Annotated in this window: 21 protein-coding genes; 7 read left to right on the forward strand and 14 right to left on the reverse strand. The window is 52.2% G+C overall.

All coding sequences use genetic code 11. The features are described from left to right. Window positions 1–50 precede the first annotated feature (50 nt). From AC2FFH_RS18345 to AC2FFH_RS18365, 5 genes are all read left to right on the forward strand, one after another. On the forward strand, window positions 51–1,139 hold the full coding sequence (locus AC2FFH_RS18345; RefSeq protein ID WP_496845048.1) for an isocitrate/isopropylmalate dehydrogenase family protein: 1,089 nt from the start codon (window positions 51–53) through the stop codon (window positions 1,137–1,139). After that, entirely contained in the window at window positions 1,136–2,167 is a 1,032-nt protein-coding gene (locus tag AC2FFH_RS18350; RefSeq protein WP_496845049.1) for a Gfo/Idh/MocA family protein, read from the forward strand. Before AC2FFH_RS18345 ends, AC2FFH_RS18350 begins: the two co-directional genes overlap by 4 nt. Beyond that, on the forward strand, window positions 2,164–2,841 hold the full coding sequence (locus tag AC2FFH_RS18355; RefSeq protein ID WP_496845050.1) for a GntR family transcriptional regulator: 678 nt from the start codon (window positions 2,164–2,166) through the stop codon (window positions 2,839–2,841). Before AC2FFH_RS18350 ends, AC2FFH_RS18355 begins: the two co-directional genes overlap by 4 nt. 215 nt (window positions 2,842–3,056) lie before the next feature. Beyond that, a complete protein-coding gene (locus AC2FFH_RS18360; RefSeq protein ID WP_496845051.1) occupies window positions 3,057–4,157 on the forward strand; it encodes an Acg family FMN-binding oxidoreductase in 1,101 nt (366 codons plus the stop codon). Further along, entirely contained in the window at window positions 4,147–4,596 is a 450-nt protein-coding gene (locus AC2FFH_RS18365; protein ID WP_496769897.1) for a MarR family winged helix-turn-helix transcriptional regulator, read from the forward strand. Before AC2FFH_RS18360 ends, AC2FFH_RS18365 begins: the two co-directional genes overlap by 11 nt. Window positions 4,597–4,812: 216 nt before the next feature. Here the strand turns inward: AC2FFH_RS18365 and AC2FFH_RS18370 are convergent, their stop codons facing one another. The 8 genes from AC2FFH_RS18370 to AC2FFH_RS18405 form a co-directional block, all read right to left on the reverse strand. Beyond that, window positions 4,813–5,985: an adenylate/guanylate cyclase domain-containing protein gene (locus AC2FFH_RS18370; protein WP_496769895.1), complete on the reverse strand. Its 1,173-nt coding sequence runs from the start codon at window positions 5,983–5,985 to the stop codon at window positions 4,813–4,815. 126 nt (window positions 5,986–6,111) lie between these two features. Next, window positions 6,112–6,666, reverse strand: coding sequence for a CIA30 family protein (locus AC2FFH_RS18375; protein ID WP_496769893.1), 555 nt, complete (start codon window positions 6,664–6,666; stop codon window positions 6,112–6,114). An 11-nt stretch (window positions 6,667–6,677) separates the two neighbouring features. Continuing rightward, on the reverse strand, window positions 6,678–7,130 hold the full coding sequence (locus tag AC2FFH_RS18380) for a TspO/MBR family protein (RefSeq protein WP_496769891.1): 453 nt from the start codon (window positions 7,128–7,130) through the stop codon (window positions 6,678–6,680). Window positions 7,131–7,143: 13 nt separating this feature from the next. After that, on the reverse strand, window positions 7,144–7,647 hold the full coding sequence (locus AC2FFH_RS18385) for an aggregation factor core (RefSeq protein ID WP_496769889.1): 504 nt from the start codon (window positions 7,645–7,647) through the stop codon (window positions 7,144–7,146). A 136-nt stretch (window positions 7,648–7,783) separates the two neighbouring features. Continuing rightward, window positions 7,784–8,167, reverse strand: a complete 384-nt coding sequence (locus AC2FFH_RS18390) for a nuclear transport factor 2 family protein (protein ID WP_496845052.1) — start codon at window positions 8,165–8,167, stop codon at window positions 7,784–7,786. 136 nt (window positions 8,168–8,303) lie between these two features. Beyond that, window positions 8,304–8,684, reverse strand: a complete 381-nt coding sequence (locus tag AC2FFH_RS18395) for a VOC family protein (protein WP_496727397.1) — start codon at window positions 8,682–8,684, stop codon at window positions 8,304–8,306. Beyond that, window positions 8,685–9,698: a zinc-binding alcohol dehydrogenase family protein gene (locus AC2FFH_RS18400; RefSeq protein ID WP_496845053.1), complete on the reverse strand. Its 1,014-nt coding sequence runs from the start codon at window positions 9,696–9,698 to the stop codon at window positions 8,685–8,687. 26 nt (window positions 9,699–9,724) lie between these two features. After that, a complete protein-coding gene (locus AC2FFH_RS18405) occupies window positions 9,725–10,015 on the reverse strand; it encodes a putative quinol monooxygenase (protein WP_496769882.1) in 291 nt (96 codons plus the stop codon). 104 nt (window positions 10,016–10,119) lie between these two features. On the opposite strand from AC2FFH_RS18405, the gene AC2FFH_RS18410 reads away from it, so the two are divergent. Then, window positions 10,120–11,007 carry a LysR family transcriptional regulator gene (locus tag AC2FFH_RS18410; RefSeq protein ID WP_496769880.1) on the forward strand — a complete coding sequence of 296 codons (888 nt, stop codon included), beginning with the start codon at window positions 10,120–10,122 and terminating at the stop codon, window positions 11,005–11,007. Between the two features lie 386 nt (window positions 11,008–11,393). On the opposite strand, the gene AC2FFH_RS18415 is transcribed toward AC2FFH_RS18410, so the two are convergent. The 5 genes from AC2FFH_RS18415 to AC2FFH_RS18435 form a co-directional block, all read right to left on the reverse strand. Continuing rightward, the gene (locus tag AC2FFH_RS18415; RefSeq protein ID WP_496845054.1) at window positions 11,394–11,717 is read right to left on the reverse strand and encodes an alpha/beta hydrolase family protein; all 324 of its coding nucleotides are present in this window, start codon (window positions 11,715–11,717) and stop codon (window positions 11,394–11,396) included. A 39-nt stretch (window positions 11,718–11,756) separates the two neighbouring features. Continuing rightward, window positions 11,757–12,122: an alpha/beta fold hydrolase gene (locus tag AC2FFH_RS18420; RefSeq protein ID WP_496769877.1), complete on the reverse strand. Its 366-nt coding sequence runs from the start codon at window positions 12,120–12,122 to the stop codon at window positions 11,757–11,759. A gap of 254 nt (window positions 12,123–12,376) precedes the next feature. Next, window positions 12,377–14,266 carry an SLC13 family permease gene (locus AC2FFH_RS18425; protein ID WP_496727391.1) on the reverse strand — a complete coding sequence of 630 codons (1,890 nt, stop codon included), beginning with the start codon at window positions 14,264–14,266 and terminating at the stop codon, window positions 12,377–12,379. A gap of 340 nt (window positions 14,267–14,606) precedes the next feature. Beyond that, window positions 14,607–15,713 carry an alkene reductase gene (locus AC2FFH_RS18430; protein ID WP_496845055.1) on the reverse strand — a complete coding sequence of 369 codons (1,107 nt, stop codon included), beginning with the start codon at window positions 15,711–15,713 and terminating at the stop codon, window positions 14,607–14,609. 122 nt (window positions 15,714–15,835) lie between these two features. Next, a complete protein-coding gene (locus tag AC2FFH_RS18435) occupies window positions 15,836–16,432 on the reverse strand; it encodes a TetR/AcrR family transcriptional regulator (RefSeq protein ID WP_209834485.1) in 597 nt (198 codons plus the stop codon). Between the two features lie 570 nt (window positions 16,433–17,002). On the opposite strand from AC2FFH_RS18435, the gene AC2FFH_RS18440 reads away from it, so the two are divergent. Beyond that, window positions 17,003–17,422, forward strand: coding sequence for a hypothetical protein (locus AC2FFH_RS18440; RefSeq protein ID WP_058282257.1), 420 nt, complete (start codon window positions 17,003–17,005; stop codon window positions 17,420–17,422). Between the two features lie 329 nt (window positions 17,423–17,751). Here the strand turns inward: AC2FFH_RS18440 and AC2FFH_RS18445 are convergent, their stop codons facing one another. Then, window positions 17,752–18,522: a lysophospholipid acyltransferase family protein gene (locus AC2FFH_RS18445; RefSeq protein WP_058282256.1), complete on the reverse strand. Its 771-nt coding sequence runs from the start codon at window positions 18,520–18,522 to the stop codon at window positions 17,752–17,754. Window positions 18,523–18,909 lie beyond the last annotated feature (387 nt).

The raw sequence follows: 18,909 nt of genomic DNA on the forward strand, positions 1-18,909 counted from the left end.
GGAAGCTGCTATCGCGCTATGAATGCGAAACGGGAAGGAAGCGGGCCAAGATGAAAAAAATGTACGATGTTGCGGTGTTCCACGGGGACGGGATCGGCCCGGAAATTATGGCCCCTACGCTTGAAATCCTGCGCCAGCTCTCGGGCAACAGTCCCAGCTACGAGCTGGCGTTTACAGACGCGCCGGCAGGCGCAGGCCACTACGCCAAAACAGGAGAATCGTTTCCGGCTGGATCACTCGAAACTGCACGCAATGCTGACGCAATTCTGCTGTCTGCAATGGGTTTGCCGGATGTTCGCTACCCTGACGGAACCGAGATTTCACCGCAGATTGATTTGCGAAAGAAACTGGGACTTTTCGCTGGTGTGCGTCCTGTAAAAGTAAGCAGCGGACAAATGACCCCCTTGGCGCTGCCCCCCGGAAAAGAGATCGACTTTGTCTTGATACGCGAAAGCACGGAAGGGCTGTTCTTCACCCAAGGCGCTGGCGAAGTTACCGATGACGAAGCACGTGAAACTCTGCTGATCACGCGTGAGGTGTCCGAAAAACTGTTCCGGTTCGCGTTTGAGCTCGCCCAGAACCGCAAAAGAACCGGGCGCGGTCGGGGTCGAGTTACATGTGTCGACAAAGCCAATGTATTCCGCGCCTTTGCGTTCTTCAGATCGATGTTTGATGCAGAAGCCGCCCACCATCCCGAATTACAGGCAGACCATGCTTATGTTGATGCTACCGCTCTGTGGATGGTTCAAAAGCCTTGGGAATTTGACGTTTTGGTCACTGAGAACATGTTCGGAGACATCCTCTCTGACCTTGGTGCGGGTCTCATGGGTGGTCTAGGACTGGCGCCATCAGCGGATATCGGGTTGAACCACGCTGTATTCCAACCCTGCCATGGTTCCGCTCCGGACATTGCGGGACAGGGTATTGCCAACCCGTTTGCGATGATCCTGTCCGCAGCAATGATGCTTGAATGGTTGGGGTTCACCCATGATCATCCAGACCTGTCCAGCGACGGCGAACGATTGCGTGAAGCCGTGGAAAAGGTGACGGCGAACGGACAGAACCTGACCCGTGACCTAGGTGGAACGGCCGGGACGCAGGGTGCCGCGGCATCGGTATTGGAAGCAATGCGGGCATGAATACTCAACAAGCCATCAGGGTCGCGTGTGTGGGTGCGGGGTATTTCAGCAGGTTCCACTACGAAAGCTGGTCCCGAATGCCCGGAGCGGTTCCGTTTGCATCCTGCAACCGTGATATCAACAAGGCGAAGGAAACGGGACTGGCCGCTTACGATGATCTGTCAAAAATGCTGGGGGCGGAAAAACCAGATCTCGTGGACATCATCCTTCCACCTGTGGCACAGGCCGACGCCATCCGAACGGCACTGCGGTTTGGTATCAAGTGGCTGATCTGCCAAAAACCTTTCTGCATGTCATTGGATGAAGCTAAGAAAATCGTCTCCGAGGCTGAAACAGTAGGCGCAACCATTGTCGTGCATGAAAATTTTCGCTTTCAGCCCTGGTATCGTGCGATCAAGGTGGCGATGACCGAGGGTCGAATTGGAACACCTCTACAAGCGACTTTCCGGCTTCGACCCGGCGACGGACAGGGACCACGAGCCTACCTAGACCGGCAGCCGTACTTTCAGGACATGCCGCGTTTCCTGGTTCATGAAACAGCGGTTCACTGGGTAGACACGTTCCGGTTTCTATTCGATGCGCCCAGCGCAGTTTATGCGGACTTGCGCCAAGTTAACCCCGTTATCGCGGGCGAGGACGCAGGTTACATCCTGTTTGACCACCCCAACGGTTTGAAAGCTCTGTTCGATGGCAACAGGTGCCTTGACCACAGTGCCGAAAATCTGCGTCAGACCATGGGAGAAGCCCTCATCGAAGGAACGGAAGGATCACTGGTTCTTAACGGCGACGGTTCAGTTGACCTCCGCGCTTTTGGAAAACAGGAGCGACAGCAGATTCTACCTCCAAGCGATCATGATGGGTTTGGAGGAGACTGCGTCCACGCCTTGCAAAGTCACGTCGTTTCAGGCCTTCTAAGAGGCACGCCGTTGGAAAACACGGCTCGAGACTATTTGGACGTGATCCGCATCGAAGAGAACATCTATCTCTCGGCTGCGGAGGGACGAAAGATCAACCTGGAGACGCCGTGAAAGATCAGGACGCAAAAACTCTTTCCAATACGCAACGCGCTGTTAGGGATTTGCGAAAGATGATCCTGTCCGGCGAACTTGCAGCCGGAACTGACCATCTGGAATCGGAACTCGCCGAGACCCTTGGCATGTCCCGCACCCCGATACGGGAAGCTGCACTGATGTTGGAAAGTAAGGGGTTGCTAGAAATGCGGCCACGAAAGGGCGTGCGGATACTGCCTGTTTCATCAGACGATATGCGTGAAATTTACGACATACTAACGGAACTTGAGAGTCTCGCAGCACAGCGCGCAGCCGAAGCGGGTTATTCAGAAGATGAACTGGCGGTACTTGCTGGCTCAATTGCAAAGATGGACCAAGCCATCGAAGCCGAAGACCTAGAAGCCTGGGCCGAGGCCGACGAGTTGTTTCACCAGGAGCTCGTTCGGTTGGGCGGCAACAAACGTGTCGAAGCGATTGTCGCCATGATGAGCGACCAGGTACGTCGCGCGCGCGCAACGACATTGTTCATCAGGCCCCTGCCTGTCAAATCCAATGAAGATCACCGGGTTGTTTTCCAAGCGATTAGTGAAAGTCGACCGGATGTCGCCCGTGAACGTCATCGAGAACACAGGCTGCAAGCACAGGCTATGCTTTGCGGGATACTCGAAAAGCATCGGCTCACCAGCCTCTGATCTTCTCGTGTCCGGTCGTTAATCAACTAAAATAACTGCCTATTTTCGGCATAAAAGGCGCTACGAATACTTGTCTACAACGGCAGTCCGCCGTTGCCTTCGGCTGTTTTGATTTACTTTTTTCAAGTCACTCAACCAATCACTGCATCGATTGGGGTTGATATAGTACGGATTCGTATTAAATTAGTTCGATATCGTACTATTGGAGAGTCAAGATGCCAAACCGAAGACGTTTTCTCAAGATTCTAGGCGGAGGCACAATACTGGCGGCAAGCGGTGCGGTTGCGTTCCTCGCTACACGCACGCCGCATGCCGCGCTGGCTCCGTGGACGCCAAAACCGTATGACGACCCACGCAAAGCCGCTTTGTCCTACGCAATTCTCGCCCCCAATCCACACAACTTGCAACCTTGGCTGGTCGAGTTGGTTGGACAAGACAAGGTGCGCATCCACCGTGATCCTGATCGCGAGCTTCCTGAAACCGATCCTTACAACCGCCAGCTCTATATTGGCCTCGGCGCATTTGTTGAGACGATGATTCTAGCAGCAGGTGCTCTCGGGTTCGATACCAAGGTCAAGTTACTGCCAGATGGGGATGACGGACCCATCGCAGAAGCAGTGTTCGTGCCGGGCGGGACATCCGATCCACTATCAGATCAAATCCTCAAACGGCATTCCAACAAAGAACCATACACTGAACAGCGGCTGTCCGAGGCGGAAACCTCGGTCCTTGAAAACTATGCCACTCTGATTTCCGATGAGGATCTAGTGGCCCGTGTTCGAGACCTAACGAAACGCGCTTTTGAAATCGAAATGCGTACACCGCAGACCTTGAAAGAGTCCGTCGACCTCATGCGGATCGGGAAAGCAGAAATCAACGCCAACCCGGACGGGATTGAATTACGTGATCCCATGCTGGAAACGCTGCGACTTACCGGCTTGTTGGATAATGAGACCCTTATGAACGTTGACCACCCAGGCACTCAGTCACACATGCGAGGCTACTTCGCCATGCTAGACGCGACGCCGCAATACGCAATCCTTACGACAGCCACAAATACGCGAAGCGATCAACTCGATGCCGGACGTCAATTGATGCGTTTTTATCTGAAGACAACCGAAATGGGCCTGGGCGTTCATCCGGTCAGTCAGGCCCTTCAGGAGTATCCTGAGATGGCCGATGAATACGCTCTGGCGCATGAGCTTCTTGCGTCGCCGGGCCACACGGTGCAAATGTTGCTGCGTTTGGGGTATGGGCCTGAACCAATTGCCACACCCCGCTGGCCGCTGGAGACACGAATTCTGAATGAAGCCTGAGGATGAGCCCAACGAAGTCTACCGGTTCTTCACCGAGGTCGGGATCATCAATCAGTTGATCTCGACCAAGCTTGAAGCGTTCTTACCTGGCAGAATGACCGCAACCCAATTTGGCATATTGGGCCACCTGGTCCGGCGCCCCGAGGGAGAGACACCACTGCAACTTTCGAAAGCGTTTCAAGTGCCCAAAACTTCGATGACGCACATGCTCTCCAGTCTTGAAAATCATGCCCTGATTACCCTTGAATCCAACCCCAATGATAAGCGTTCGAAAATTGCTCGGTCTACACCGGAAGGCGTAGAGTTATTGAAAGCTTGTATGGAGCAGATGTCAGAAGCTCTTGGTCCAGTTTTGTTCGAACTGGGGCCTGAACCGTTTCACAGTTCTTTACCTAATCTGACCCTCATTCGCGAAACATTGGACCGTGAGCGGGACTAGGCGCAACCTGCGTCAGCTCAAGCAAGCAGTAAAATTCTCAAAACATCTTAAAGTCTCCGCCCGTGGGAAGCAGCAGTGATCCTTCCGGCAAGGTGCGCGTGTAGTCAAATGTCACAATCTTAGAACGTGGAAATTGATAATGAACGATGTGCTTCAACGCATGGTGTATGCAATTCCCGTTTGGCAATGCCACAACCACCAGAAGCACAAACCATATTAAGGCGCACGTTCAGAGAGAAAGAACAGCTCAATTGGCTGAGCAAGGCCACGTATTTCGTGATCTCCACAGCTGACGAACATGTTTGGTGAAGCACTTGCAACAGCTGACGTCGCCAAAACTCTCCGACCGATTGATTTTGTTAAGCCTTCAATTCGGCTTGCGACGTTTACCGCGCCGCCCAGAACTGTAAAGTCAAGCCTGCCGGGGCTGCCGATATTACCGTAACTGACCTGCCCAACGTTAATTCCAACACCAATGTCCAAAGGCGGTTTTTGAATGCCGTCTCGTCGTGAATTGAGAGAGGTCAAACCACTCAATATGCTCTGGGCTGCGAACGCTGCCATGCGGCATCGGTCGGCGTGGTCATTTTGAGTTTCAATAGTAAAGACTGATAGGATGCCGTCGCCCATGAACTTGAGAACGTCTCCACCGTTGTCTTCTACGGCTTTGACCACCAGATCAAAATAGTCAGTAAGCGTGTCAAAGATTTCTTCTTCCGGAGAGGTCTCGGAAAGTGCCGTAAAGCCTCGCAGATCAGAAAACATAACCACGGCATCCAGAGTTGTTCGCTCACCGCGCTTTATATTGCCGCTCCAGACTGCCTCGGAAGGTCCATCTCCTAAATAAGTTCGAAGTAAACCTTTAGACGATTTGCGCATCGTTACGGGCTCAAGAGCGGAAGAAAGGCCCGGTAATGCCGCTTCAATCAGTCTTAGATGCTCCAGAGAGAATCCGCCCGGCGACTGCGTAACAAAGGTGCAACCATGCAACGATCCATCACCGTAATAGAGCAAAGTAGCATAGTAGTCAGTGCCGCCCTGCTCTGCAAATTCCAGATAGGATGAATGCTCTGTTTCTAAGTCCAGTTGCCGGAGACTTTTGTGAAGTGGCTTTCTGTTCGCAAGAATATACTCGAATGAGCTCCCGACATAACCATCTGTCAACATCGTCTCATGGGTGACGTCGTAGCTGTCGGTGCCTTCAGGCGTCCAAACTACCCCCCAAGCAATAAGCAATGGGTTGGCAAAGCGCTGGCCAATGTTTGTTCGCCACAGCGGAACTCCGGCCTCGATCAAGGAGGAACAGAACTGTGACACCACCTTTACGGGATCGCCGGAGCGACGACCTTCTGTAATCATCCATTCGGTTAGTCGAGCGACTTGTTCCATGGAACCAAGTTAGTCGCTTGAAAAAGATGAGCAAAGACTATTGAAATTGCATAGTCGCTTGTATTTATTGAGCCGCCCAATCTGATTGGTGCAACAGAAGATTGCAGCCCCTCGCTTGGGCGAACTTCAATAGAAACCAATCCTACTGATATCTACGAGTACTTCGTGATCGCGCCCGAAGGCTACAACTCCAACTGAAGTGATTTCGTCAGCAACGGGAATAGCGCGTAACATAGCACCTGAAGCCTTGAAGTCAGACAGAGGTAAAGAGACTTCGGTCCATTCTTCAGAAGTTGCGAACTGGGCCTGATAGTATTGCCATGGAAGCACCGTGCCACGTGTCCTGAGGTGAACGAAGTATTGTTCGCCGTTGCCCCGGACCAAGAGCCTGACGCCCGAAACACTCGCATCTGGTCGATCAGGCAACTTGCGTCGAAACTGGATGAAGCCACCGTTGTTTTCTGTACTCACGGTTCCGGTCAGCCGCGCGAATGCAACTTCACCTTCCGAACGAAACTGCACCTGCCCTGAAGAGACCCCTCCCATAACAGTGTCGGCAACGTAGTCCCAACGCGTCTTTGGAGCCTCGGAGAAGTCCTCAGCAAGATTTCCATCAGCCTGTGCCATAGTAGATCCGATGATAAATAGACCTGAAACAAGCCCAACGAAGTTGCCACGCATATTGTTCTTCCTCAGTTCAATATCGCAATGGAAAGGTTAAGCGCCGTGGCAAATGCGACCCATGCTAAATACGGCAGGAAGGCCAGTGCAGAGACTCGATCAATGTGCCTGACTTCAGCGATGAACACGACGATGACAGCCAGCAACGCGACAATGACCACAAGGGCCACCCACGGCATTTGCAATACGAAAAAGGTTGGGGACCACAAGAAGTTCAGACCCATCTGCGCCCACCACAACTTCATTTTGGTGGAGCTTCGGCCTGCTTCGAACTGGCGCCAACCCGCCATGGCGATCAACACATAAAGCACCGTCCAGACCGGGCCAAATATCCAATTTGGTGGATTGAAAGCAGGTTTAGAAAGCTGCGCATACCAATCGCCAGGTGCAGTCAGTGTACCGATCAGGATGCCACCTCCCAACACAAGCGCAAGAAATGTTATGCGGATCAACCAATTCGACATTGTAGGATAGCTTTCAACAGTCCTTGGTCGTCACATGGACAAGCGCGTCCGAAGAGAAGGTCGCAGTCCAGGTCTCATCCGCGTCGGAATAAGACACCGTAGCACCTTCGATCTCCGACCCTGTTACGGTGATTTCGCGTTGCCCGATGGTGTCATCTACATCGATGGTAAAGGCTAGAGTGTCTCCGGCTGCGAGGGAGGCGATCTCAAGTTCAATTGTATTTTGCCCGTCCATAACCGAAGGAAGTTGACGCAGTGCATCTGCACCCTCAACGAATTCGAGAGGTTGGAATACCTCTACACCTGCGCCTTTTTCGGTAACGTCGAAAATCAGACGTCCGGCAGATTGCGACAAGTCGATTTTGAGGGTCGAGGCATCTACTTCGCACGCTCCGACATTTGTCAAAACAAAACGGTCCTTGGGTGCGCCTTCTATGAAACGAATTTGTACGCCAGCTTGAAGCGAAGTAGCTGCAAACAATCCAAGTGTCGCGGTAAGAATACTCTTCGAAAGCATAATTATCTCCTTTCTAAAAGGTTCTTGATAGATACGCTTCGGCGGGTTTCTTGGATCAGACTTACGTCGTTTGACTATCGTGGTTCAGCCGACAGGAGTCTTCAAAGTTACATGCACCGTGGTCAGAACGGTTAAGTTAAAACATGCCATTGTCATTCGCGCTTATTGCTGGAATTTCCTGAAGAACATCCCAGTGCTCGACAACCTTACCTTCAACATCCAGGCGAAAAATATCGATCCCTGCGTACTCAAGACCATCGGGCCAGATTTGGTGGCAATGCAGAACAACGTGGTCGTCTTCAGCAAAGGCGCGTTTGATGTCCACTCGCTTTCCGGGGTATTCGGCAGCCATGCGCTCGAAATACTCGACAAAGGCTTGCTTGCCGTCGCCAACATGTGGGTTGTGCTGCGTATAGGTTTCACCAACAAAGGTTGCTATGGCCTCGGCAGGTCGACACTCGTTGAACATCATTTCGTAGAAAGCGATGACGTTTTTCTTGTTTGTTTCGAGGTCCGGCATGCTGATCTCCGAATCGACGTTTGTACCGCCCAAAAATGTTGGTCCGAGTAATTCTTGGAAGCAACCCGGCAAGGATCTCAACCACTAGTCGGCAGGAGCTTGATTTTGCGTTCCAACTATTTCGAGGGCTAGCCACTTACTCGGTTTCTTCGAAGTCTATATGAATATGATTTCCATCAGGATCGGCCACATGGATTTGGACCATTCGAGCCCCTGGGACGTCAGTTTTGCGGTACTGGATTTGACCCGAGATCAGTTTTTCTTCGAATGCGCTCAGCCCCGTGGCTGAGAGCGCAAAATGCTCGAGCTTGAGCTTCACTTCGGAGCCGACATTTGGCGTGCCTTCGCGACCCACAAGGTGAACCACGGCGTGATTACCCGCATACAACCAAGCCCCGGAAAACGGAAAATCAGGGCGGGCCCCAGGTCTCAAACCCAGGACCTCTTCATACCAAGTAACCATCTCAGGCAATTTTGTCGTCACGATATTTACGTGATCTAGACGTTCAATTCTCATCTAAAAACCCTCAAGCACGAGCTTTCCTTTGGCCTTGCCACTTTGGAGGATAGCATGCGCTTTCATTAAGTTTGCAGCATTGATTGTACCAAGTGTATCGGTTGCTGTGGATCTGATCTTTCCATCGTCTATCAACCCGGCAACCTGATTTAGAATTTCGCTTTGACGGTTTATATCTTCAGTCCCAAAAAGCGAGCGAGTGTACATGAACTCCCAATGCAATGAGATCGATTTGGGTTTGAATGGCGCGATGTCAAAGGTCTCAGGATCATCGATCAACCCAAAGCGACCTTGAGGTGTCATCACCTCTCCGGCTTGAGCCGCGTAAACCTGGGAATGGTTCGTTGAAAAGATGAAATCCACGCTTTCGATACCGAGAACCCCGAGTTGTGTGCCAAAAGGTTCCGCATGGTTGATGACATGATGTGCGCCAAGCTCTCGAACCCAGTCTTGTGTCTCGGGTCGGGACGCAGTGGCAATCACCGTCAAGTCAGTGAGAGCCCGCGCCAATTGAATGGTAATTGACCCGACACCGCCTGCGCCACCAATAACCAGTAACGTATTGGTCCCGCCGAAAACGGCATCTTGGACTCGCAAGCGGTCGAACAACATCTCAAAGGCAGTAAGCGTCGTTAGCGGCATCGCCGCAGCTGCTTTTGCAGGTATGGATTTTGGCGCGGCTCCGACAATACGTTCATCAACCAGATGAAACTCAGCATTGGTTCCCGGTCTGTTTATCGCCCCGGCATACCAAACTGAATGTCCCGGACTAAAAGTCTCAACCGCTTCGCCAACTGCTTCGACGATCCCTACTGCGTCCCACCCCAGAATATCTGGTGCTGCACCTGCAGGCGCTCGTTTTTGACGAATTTTCGTATCGACTGGGTTCACTGACACGGCCTGCACCTTGACCAACAAGTCGTGCCCCTTCGGCGTCGGTCTGTCGGTATCGAAGTCGATTAAGGCATCCGCCCGCTCAATCGACCCTGTCTCACGGTATCCCACGGCTTTCATAACGTGCTCCTTTGTCCGGTTCTGTATCAACTGATGATTGTCATCTCATTCAACGTGAACTCTGCAACGGCGCCCTCTGTTGCTTCCAGGTACGCCGCAAGGTGCGGAGCACCCATGTGGGTTTGCCAAAGCTCTCGGCTTTCCCAGTTTTCGTAGAACACGAAATGAGCCGGGTTGTCGTTGTCCTGGTGCAGGTCATAGTTAATGCAACCCTCTTCGGCACAGGTTATATCGATGAGCTTGATCAGCTCACCCTTTACGAGGTCGATCTTGTCGGGGTTGGCTTTGATGTTGGCGACGATTGTCAACTTGGCCATTAGAATAGGTCCCTTGTGTATTGGCGCGATGCGTTAGATTTACGCCGCAGTACTTTCGGGATAAACGGGGTATAATCGAACATATAATCCGGAAATTCCGTTTAATGCATTTAGACAATCTTCGCTTGTTTCTGACCATAGCCGAGAAAGGCAGTCTTGTGGCCGCGGCGCGCGAGACAGGGATGTCGAGCACGACAGTGTCCGAGCGGCTCGCGGCTCTCGAGGCACATTACGGAGTGGTTTTGTTCAACCGCACCACCCGTTCCATTAGCCTTACCGAAGAAGGCCGGACACTAGCTGACGGAGCAAGAAGCATACTCAGTGAGGTTGCGGACCTGGATACACTTGTTCGGCGCGGCGCCGAAACTCTGTCTGGCCCAATTCGCATAAGCGCGCCCATTGACTTGGGACGTAGCTTTGTTTCCGAGGTTATTGCCGAATTCACCGAAGAGAACCCTGCTGTCTCAATCGAACTGTCCCTCTCGGACGGCTATGTCGACCTTGTGGGCCAGGGTTTCGACCTCGCCGTTCGCTTCGGCAACATCACAGACAGCTCGCTCAGGTTGCGAAATCTAGGAAGCTACCAACGTTTCGTATGTGCGTCCCCAAGTTACCTGGCCTCATTCGGAACGCCTGAAAAACCAGAAGATCTATTAAACCACAACTGCTTGGTCATGAGGTTTGGCGACATGATCGACAACGTTTGGGAGTTTGGATCAGGACCAAGTGCCCAGCGCGTATCGGTAAAAGGAAATCGAATAGTCAATGATGGATCACTCATCCGCGATTGGGCGATTACAGGCCATGGAGTCGTATTGAAGTCGGAGCTTGATGTCGGCGACGATGTTCGATCTGGCAGACTTGTCTCTGTCTTGCGCGACTTCCTCCCACCGCCGAAACCTTTGCAAATGATGTTTCCGCCTAGCCGAGCCCAACCACGTCGCATAACGGCCTTAGCTGAGCATTTGCGTCGCAAATTTGGTGTGAGTTAAGGCCGCAGGGGAAGACACTAAATCGCTTCTGCGATTGGCTGCGCTGTTCACGCCTGTCCTAGCTGTTAGTGAATCAATTGAATCGAAGAGGAATATCTAAGCCGTAGCTCAGGATAACCTTCAGTAACCGCCCTTTTGGCCGGAAACTGCTGCAAAGGCGAATATCTTTTAGAGGCGAACATTCCGGCGGGTTGCACCAACTGATAGCCGCTAAGACTGCTCAATGAATTTCAGAGTCACGTGTACCAAGTCTGTGCCAGCATCTTCTTGGATGAAATGCCCGGCTTTTGGTAGCACGGTATGGTTTCGACCGGCGGCTCCTGGGATCGACTTTTGGAACACTTTGTCTACTCCTGCCATGACCCTGTCATCTTCTCCAAAAACGGTCAGAACGGAGTGTTGAGGGTCTTGAGGGTTTTCCATGCGGTTCGGTTGGCTTCTGAAGCAGGGTTGTCGGGTTTGTCGGGCACCAACATTGGAAACTGTCGAGCGCATGCCAGATAGCGCGCATCCGGGAACGGTGCGTTGTAGGCTGCGACCTCTTCGTCGGAAATCTTGGATGTTGTGCCACCGAATACAATGCGTCCCGAATTAAATTCAGGAACGGATTGCGAGTATTCCCGCCATGAAAGAAATGCCTCGCCCAAGGGCGTGTCACCGGTGGGCAAGGCCGTGTTTGCAACAACTACCCGAGAGAACCGCTCGGGCATACTCGCAACCAGCCGCAAGCCGATGAGTCCTCCCCACTCCTAGCAAATCAATGTGATGCCCGTTAGGTCAACTTTCCGCAACCACTCGGACATCCAGTCTACATGGCGTTGGTAGGTGAAGTCGGATCGCTCACTTGGCTTGTCCGACCGTCCAAACCCAATCAAATCAGGAGCCAGAACTCGATGGCCCGCATCTTTGAACAACAAAATCATGCGCCGATACAGGAAGCACCAGGTTGGTTCTCCATGCATCAACAATACTGTCTGTGCCTGTGCCGGTCCCTCGTCCCAATAGTGCATTCGGAGACGACCGCCTTCGGTATCTTCCACATCAAGATAGTTCGGGCCGAATGCGAAATCTGGCAACCCGTCAAACCGATGATCAGGTGTTCGAAGGAACTTCATTGTGAACTCTCCAATATGCCGACGATATTGGCCAAGCAACAGTGATCGATGAAACAAAAACGGTCCAGTACCAGCGTATGTCGACGTCAGGTTTGCATTTGTTCGCCGCCCTTCTTCTCTTGCTCGCAGCGAAGGTCCATTTGCACAGATCTCGGATCTGCTGCTCCAACAAAAGGATTGGTCTCAAAGACCTCATCTTACCAGTTCTTCTCAGCTGAAGCAGAGTTCATCAATGCGGATCGCCAAGAAGCGCATCAGAAGAAGAGCGCAAGTCCGGTCATTGAGACAACCAAGAAAAGTAGAGTCATGATTCCACCCGAGCGAACGAAATCGACCACCCGGTAGCCTGCCGGGCCCATGATCAACGCGTTCACTTGGTGTGTTGGGATCAAAAATGAGTTGGACGTTGAAATTGCCACGGTGAGAGCAAACACAGCCGGATTGCCACCCGCGGATACGGCAATAGAAACTGCTAGCGGCACCAGGAGGACAGTTGCGCCTACATTGGACATGACCAGCGTGAACGCAGTCGCCAAAACGGCGATCCCTGCTTGCAACGACCAGATCGGCCAACCCTTCAGGAGGGCCAACACATGCGCGGCAATCCAATCCGCAGTGCCAGTGTTCTGAACTGCTTGGCCCAACGGGATCAGCGAAGCCAGTAGAAAGACTGTGCTCCAACTGATCGACTCGTAGGCTTCATCAATCGATAACACCCGGCTCAAAACCATGCCAACAGCGCCAATTAATAGGCACAGCGACAAACGCAGATCAGAGAACAGAATTAAGCTCAACGCTATAAGGAAGAAGGCGAGCGCCCAACCGACCTTGTGTGGTCGTAACTCTTCCTGGGGAAAGTCCGAAGTTACGACGACAAAATCCCTGTCCGACATCAGTCGTGTCAGACGGTCCCACTGCACGTGCACCACACACGTATCACCGGCCTGCAAAGGGACTTGCCCGATATGCGTTGCAGCATGATCTTCAGTTTCCACATGGCTCAGTGTTTCTTCGCCTCGCTGAATGGCCAACAAAGATAGCCCATGTGTCTGACGGAGACGCAAATCAATCGGAGTCTGGCCGATCACTGAAGAACCGGGGGGAATAACAACCTCTGCCACCCCCGATTGAGTCGCGGCGAAATCATCCGCAAAGACATCTAGTTGGGGTAGTATCTCTAATCCGTAAGGCTCAGCAAACTGATGCTCAACCACCCGACGCAGGCCAAGCACTGCGAGCCGCGCAGGGGCTTCGATCTTGGTATCCGCCATCGGCGCGATGACCTTGTGGCCGCGATAGGATGTGCCGAGAATATAAATGTTATGGGCGACCATGACATCCGCGAGCGTTTGTCCTATCAAGATCGAGCCTTCAGGAACGCGAATCTCGAACATATCAGCCCTAAGCCCATAGGTGTTTTCGACATAAGTCTGCATGGACCTAGCTGAGCTTGCGTCTTCTCCACGCTCCCGCTGCGTTGGGAGGACCCAACGACCAAAGAGCACAAAATAAAGCACCCCTGTCAGCACCAGCATCACACCGATAGGCGTGACTGAAAACAACCCAAATGTCTCCATTTGTTGATTAGCCGGAAGGGATGAATTTGCCGAAACAATCAGGTCATTCAACAGGATGAGGGGCGACGACCCGACCAATGTGATCGTACCACCCAGAATCGCGCAAAACCCCATGGGCATAAGCAACCTACTCATCGGGATTTCCGTACGTGCTGAGATGCGGCTCACAACAGGCAGAAAAAGCGCAGCAGCTCCCACGTTCTGCATGAAAGAACTGATGACACCAACCGTTGTTGATATTATGGGAATTATCCGGGCCTCTGTCGTACCACCATTTTTGAGGATCAAGGCAGCGACCTTTGACATAAGTCCAGTCTTATCAAGCCCAGCCCCAATTACCATAACTGCGATGATGGACATCACGGCGTTCGAGGAAAAACCTTCAAAGAGCTTGGATACATCGGCTAGATTACCTAGCCCCGGTAGATAGCTCAGTGCGCCAAGCAGTACCATTACAAGAATTGCTGCGACATCGATCCGTATAATCTCGGTAACAAAAAGTAAGACCGTAAAAGACAATAGACTCAGTACGGCTATCATTTCGTACGTCAGTGTTGGTAATTCCATATCGTACTCCCAACCCAACGTTACCTGACTACCAGCAAATACGAAGGACCAACTCTGCGCAGCAGATAAGGCCAAAATCCCTCAGGCCGACTTACGCAGCTCGTTTTCTCGGACGAGGTATCTGCTGAAACTTGGATTTCGCCAACTCAAAGAGACGCTGAAGATAAACTCAAAAGCCTCTCTTAATCACTGCAATCGGAGGGAAGCAGTCCATTCGTAGACTTGTGACAGAACCCCGCTTCAAGAAAGGATATTGCCGCACCCGCGAAGTGAGCGCGTCCAAACCGGCGCGCTCACTCTATTTGGTATTGCCTGTCACCAAGGAGTTAAGAGTGATGCATCACTCTGCGGCAACCGCTTTCTCTTCCAGTGCCGGGTAGTCGGTGTATCCTTTTTCATTACCGCCGTAGAGGGTAGTTGCATCCAGCTCATTCAGCGAGGTGTCTTTCTCCAGCCGACTGACAAGATCCGGGTTGGAAATGAACGGTCGGCCGAAAGCCACCAGATCGACGGCACCGGTCTTAACCGATTCAATCGCCATTTCGCGGTCATAAGCGTTGTTTCCCATTTTCGCACCGTCAAACAATTCATAGAGCGCCTTCAGATCGCCACCTTCCGGAATATCGCGCGGGCCGCCGGTCTGTCCCTCCACGAGATGGAGATAGGCCAGCCCATAACCATTCAGCAATTTGACCGCATGGGTGAATGTCGCCTGTGGGTCGCTGTCGGAGATGTTGTTGGCGTCCGAGAATGGGCTGAGGCGGACACCAACGCGGTCGGCGCCCCAGACATCGACAACCACGTCCATGACCTCTTTCAGGAACCGTGCTCTATTCTCGACAGGACCGCCGTATTCGTCTTCACGCTTATTGGATTCGTCCCGCAGGAATTGATCAATAAGGTATCCGTTGGCTGCGTGGACCTCGACACCGTCGAAACCGGCCTCTTTGGCGTTTTCCGCGGCCCTCCGGTAGTCCGCAACGATGCCAGCAATTTCTTCGATGGCCAGAGCCCGCGGTTCAGATGTTTCAACAAACTGCTCACCATCAAACGTCTTGGCCTTAGCTCCTATTGCGGATGGTGCAACAGGGGCGCCACCATCCTGCTGCAAGCTGTAATGCGAAATCCGGCCCACATGCCAAAGCTGGATTACGATCTTCCCGTCCTTGGCATGGACGGCCTCAGTCACTTTTTTCCAGCCGTCGATCTGCGCTTTGGAATAAATGCCGGGCGTCCAGGCATAGCCCTTGCCTTGGGGCGAGACTTGCGAAGCTTCCGTGATGATCAGACCTGCACCCGCCCGCTGGGCGTAGTACTTGGCCTGCAATTCATGGACACTGTCATCCTCGGCTCTTGCCCGGTTGCGGGTCAATGGCGCCATGACAATGCGGTTTTTCAGCTCGATTGCACCAGCTTTGATGCCGGAGAACAGTTTTTCATCAGCCATTGCTGCTTCCTTCTTTGGTAAACTTCGTTCAGATATTATTGGACCAATTAGTCCAATATTAGGATCGCTGTCTCTTGTTTGAGTTTGTGTTAGGTTTCATTTCCTTATGGTGGCGGGGGGCCTTATGGCGATATCACCAACCGGGCTTGTTTCAGGGTTTGCGATATCTGCTCATCGGGAACGCCCGCCTTGCGCAAGGCTAGCGTGCCAATTGCAAGGGAGGCATAGGCGCGCGCCTTGTCGAGAGCCACACCCGGATCTGAAGGCTCAAGCGCTCTCGCAATAATCTCGTCAATACTCTCCAAATGCTGTCGCCCGAGAGCCGCCACTTCATCATCATGAGGAGCAAGCTCCGTAAGGCAATTGATCAGCATGCAGCCGTCACGACCACCTTGTGGGTTCGCCAAAGCTTCCATTATCGCACCAACGGGGTCATTTCCGCTCGCATCTGCAACGTCACGCAGATTTTTTAAACCACGCCTTGAATAGTGCCTGAGAGCTTTGTGAAATAAAGTCTGCTTGTTGACGAACGTTCCATAGAAGCTGGACCGGCTCAAACCCATGGCCTTGGTCAAATCGTCCACGGACGCGGTCTCGTAGCCCTTGTGCCAAAATACGCACAAGGCTTTTTCCAAAGCCTCAGCTTCGTCAAAGGCACGAGGTCTACCTGGACCTGCGGATGATTTGATGTCGCCATTTGGGAGAGTTTTTTTGCTCATGCGCATGATTTGGAATGATTAGTCCAGAAATTCAAGGTGGCGGTAGGAAATTTTTGGAATGGTCAGTCCGTATTATGACCAAAGAAAGGAATTTGGGTCGGTAGAAATACAAAGCCTCCCCATCCCGCTTGGTGTCACGCTAATCTTAGGATCAGGACTGTTTGTCATTTTGCCGGAGTGTCAGACGACGAGGATCGTGATCGTAGAAAAGAGAGCCCGCGCTCGGTACTAGTTTCCAACACTGGACAGAATGACAGGCGGCTTTGTCCAACGCGTTGATGTTGATCACCAACAAACCAGAGATTGGTTCGGTAGATTCATGGCCAATGCCCTCAGCTTGTGAGGATTAATACTCCAATGAGTAACAAAGCCAAGAATTCAGAACTGGTTTTACGAGCATTGGAACGGCGGGTCATCGTAAGCAAACCAACAATAATTTCAGCGCGTTAGGCAAAAAAAACGAGGTTAGCTGAAGTTTAATTTGCCCAATGTGAACTTCTTAACTTTGGTTAGAACGGTTTTTTGGCAGTATCGTTTCATGAGTTGTTAGTGAGTTCAGTGAGTAAGTAGATGTATTTGCATAATTTCGAGGGGCATTGTTGCGCGGTCAATGACATCCGGATGGATGATTTTGCGCGTGAGTATCCGTTGCTGGACGATGTAGGCGTGCACGCACAATGGCAGAAGGGCTCCTGGCAGATCACGCGGATAGCCGACATCTGGACACGAACCGGGAAGGTACTTTCTTTACCTTACAAAGGAGCCAACGCCTATCCATCTTTCCAGTTTGCTCAGGATGGAACCCCGCTTCCTTTGATGGAAAAAGTGTTGAAAGCCCTGCCACGTGAAATGACCCCGTGGCAATGCGCGTTCTGGTTAACCTCACCCAAACTGGAACTCGGAGGGGAAAGCCCGGCAAATCGCATTCAGATCGGCGATGATTGCATAGTCGGTATCGCAGGCGATGCTGGTGGTCTGATGGCAGCTTAGTGTTAGCTTTTGGTCACTCATACGTCGTACAGCATCTGGCAAATTCGTGTCTCCTCTGCTTTTTCTGCCTCCGGCAAGAATCGCGAGATCAGGGCACTTAATTGTCCATTCTCTTCTGAGAATTCAGAGACAATACCAAGCAGCCCATCCATAAATACGAATGGCCAAGAGCATACTGAAATACGGGTACTAACTAGGTCTTCGAATATCGATACCCGTTGGAGAAAACCCCACCAACAAGTACAACTGCTCTGCAAATCTGTTATCTGCCGCTACGCGTAGCGGAAACTCAACAAACTCGGTTTCTGCATATTTCTGTCAAACAGACTTCACCGCTCAAATACAGCCATCATCTGCCTGCGCAATCGCGCCAGATCCTCATCCACACTAGCGGTAGGATCGCACGTAAATGTTGGCAAAGCCTCCACACGGATCGTGCCGCTGCGCGGTAAATGTTTGCCGCGTGGAAGTAGACTATCGCTGTCGTGGATGACAATAGGGGTGATCGTGCGGCCGGTTTCTCGGGCGACTAATACAGCACCCGCCTTAAAGTCCCCTAGCGATTCTGTTTTGGCCCGGGTGCCTTCTGGGAATAGCACAATGGAACAACGGGCAGGCATTTCCCTGACAGCCTTTGTCAGCGTATCCATGGCCGTTGAACCGGAATCCCGGTTGATAGGGACGAGACCCGCTCCATCAAAACCAGTACGCAGGAGTTTGCTGTTCCAGAACTCTGATTTCGCCGCGAAAGTGAACCATTTGGTGTCGGGCACCACATGCATGAGACTGAAGCCATCGAGATGGCTACGGTGGTTAACCACGATGATGCTGTTGGTGTCGGCGGCGAGGGCATTCTTTTCCTCAGGACGCATCTCGACGCGGATGCTGAGGAGCCACAGCAGGCGGGAACATGACCGTTTCACCAGGCGCCAATACCAACCCCGAAACCCTCTGCGCCGAACGCAAAGAAGAGGGGCAAAGGCCACGAAGAGGAAATAAAACAGGCCGACAAGAACCAGTATAGCGCGCTTGATAAGGCGTATTGGCAATGGGTCAATGGCGCGAGTAGCGCGGTCTTGACCGTCAGGTGAAAAGGGCATGACGTCCTCTGATAGGGCCTGTGGCTGGTGCGTAAGCCATGAATAAATGCCACCGGAGGTCCTCCGGCAGCGCTTTGACATGCGCCACTTGCGAAGGAAGACAGCCACCGCACACCTCTCTATCTGTCGAAGTCAGTACCAGATCAATGAGAAAAGACGACGTAGCGGAATGTATCTTGGTGCTTCAGTCTGACTTGAGTAACAACTGACCGGCCTTGGCATAGAATATCGGTAAGAGCCCAAAGTTACATCATCGGTCGAGAGCATCCGCAATTAGTTTGGCAAAGGTTCGGAGCTCGTTGTTCCCCGGATTCGGGATTGGTTTGAAGGTGATTACTTCTTGCTCGATGTAGCGTCGCGAGATGACATCGTACTTGTCGAGAAGCG

It is taken from the genome of Ruegeria sp. YTSC003, from assembly GCF_059609785.1.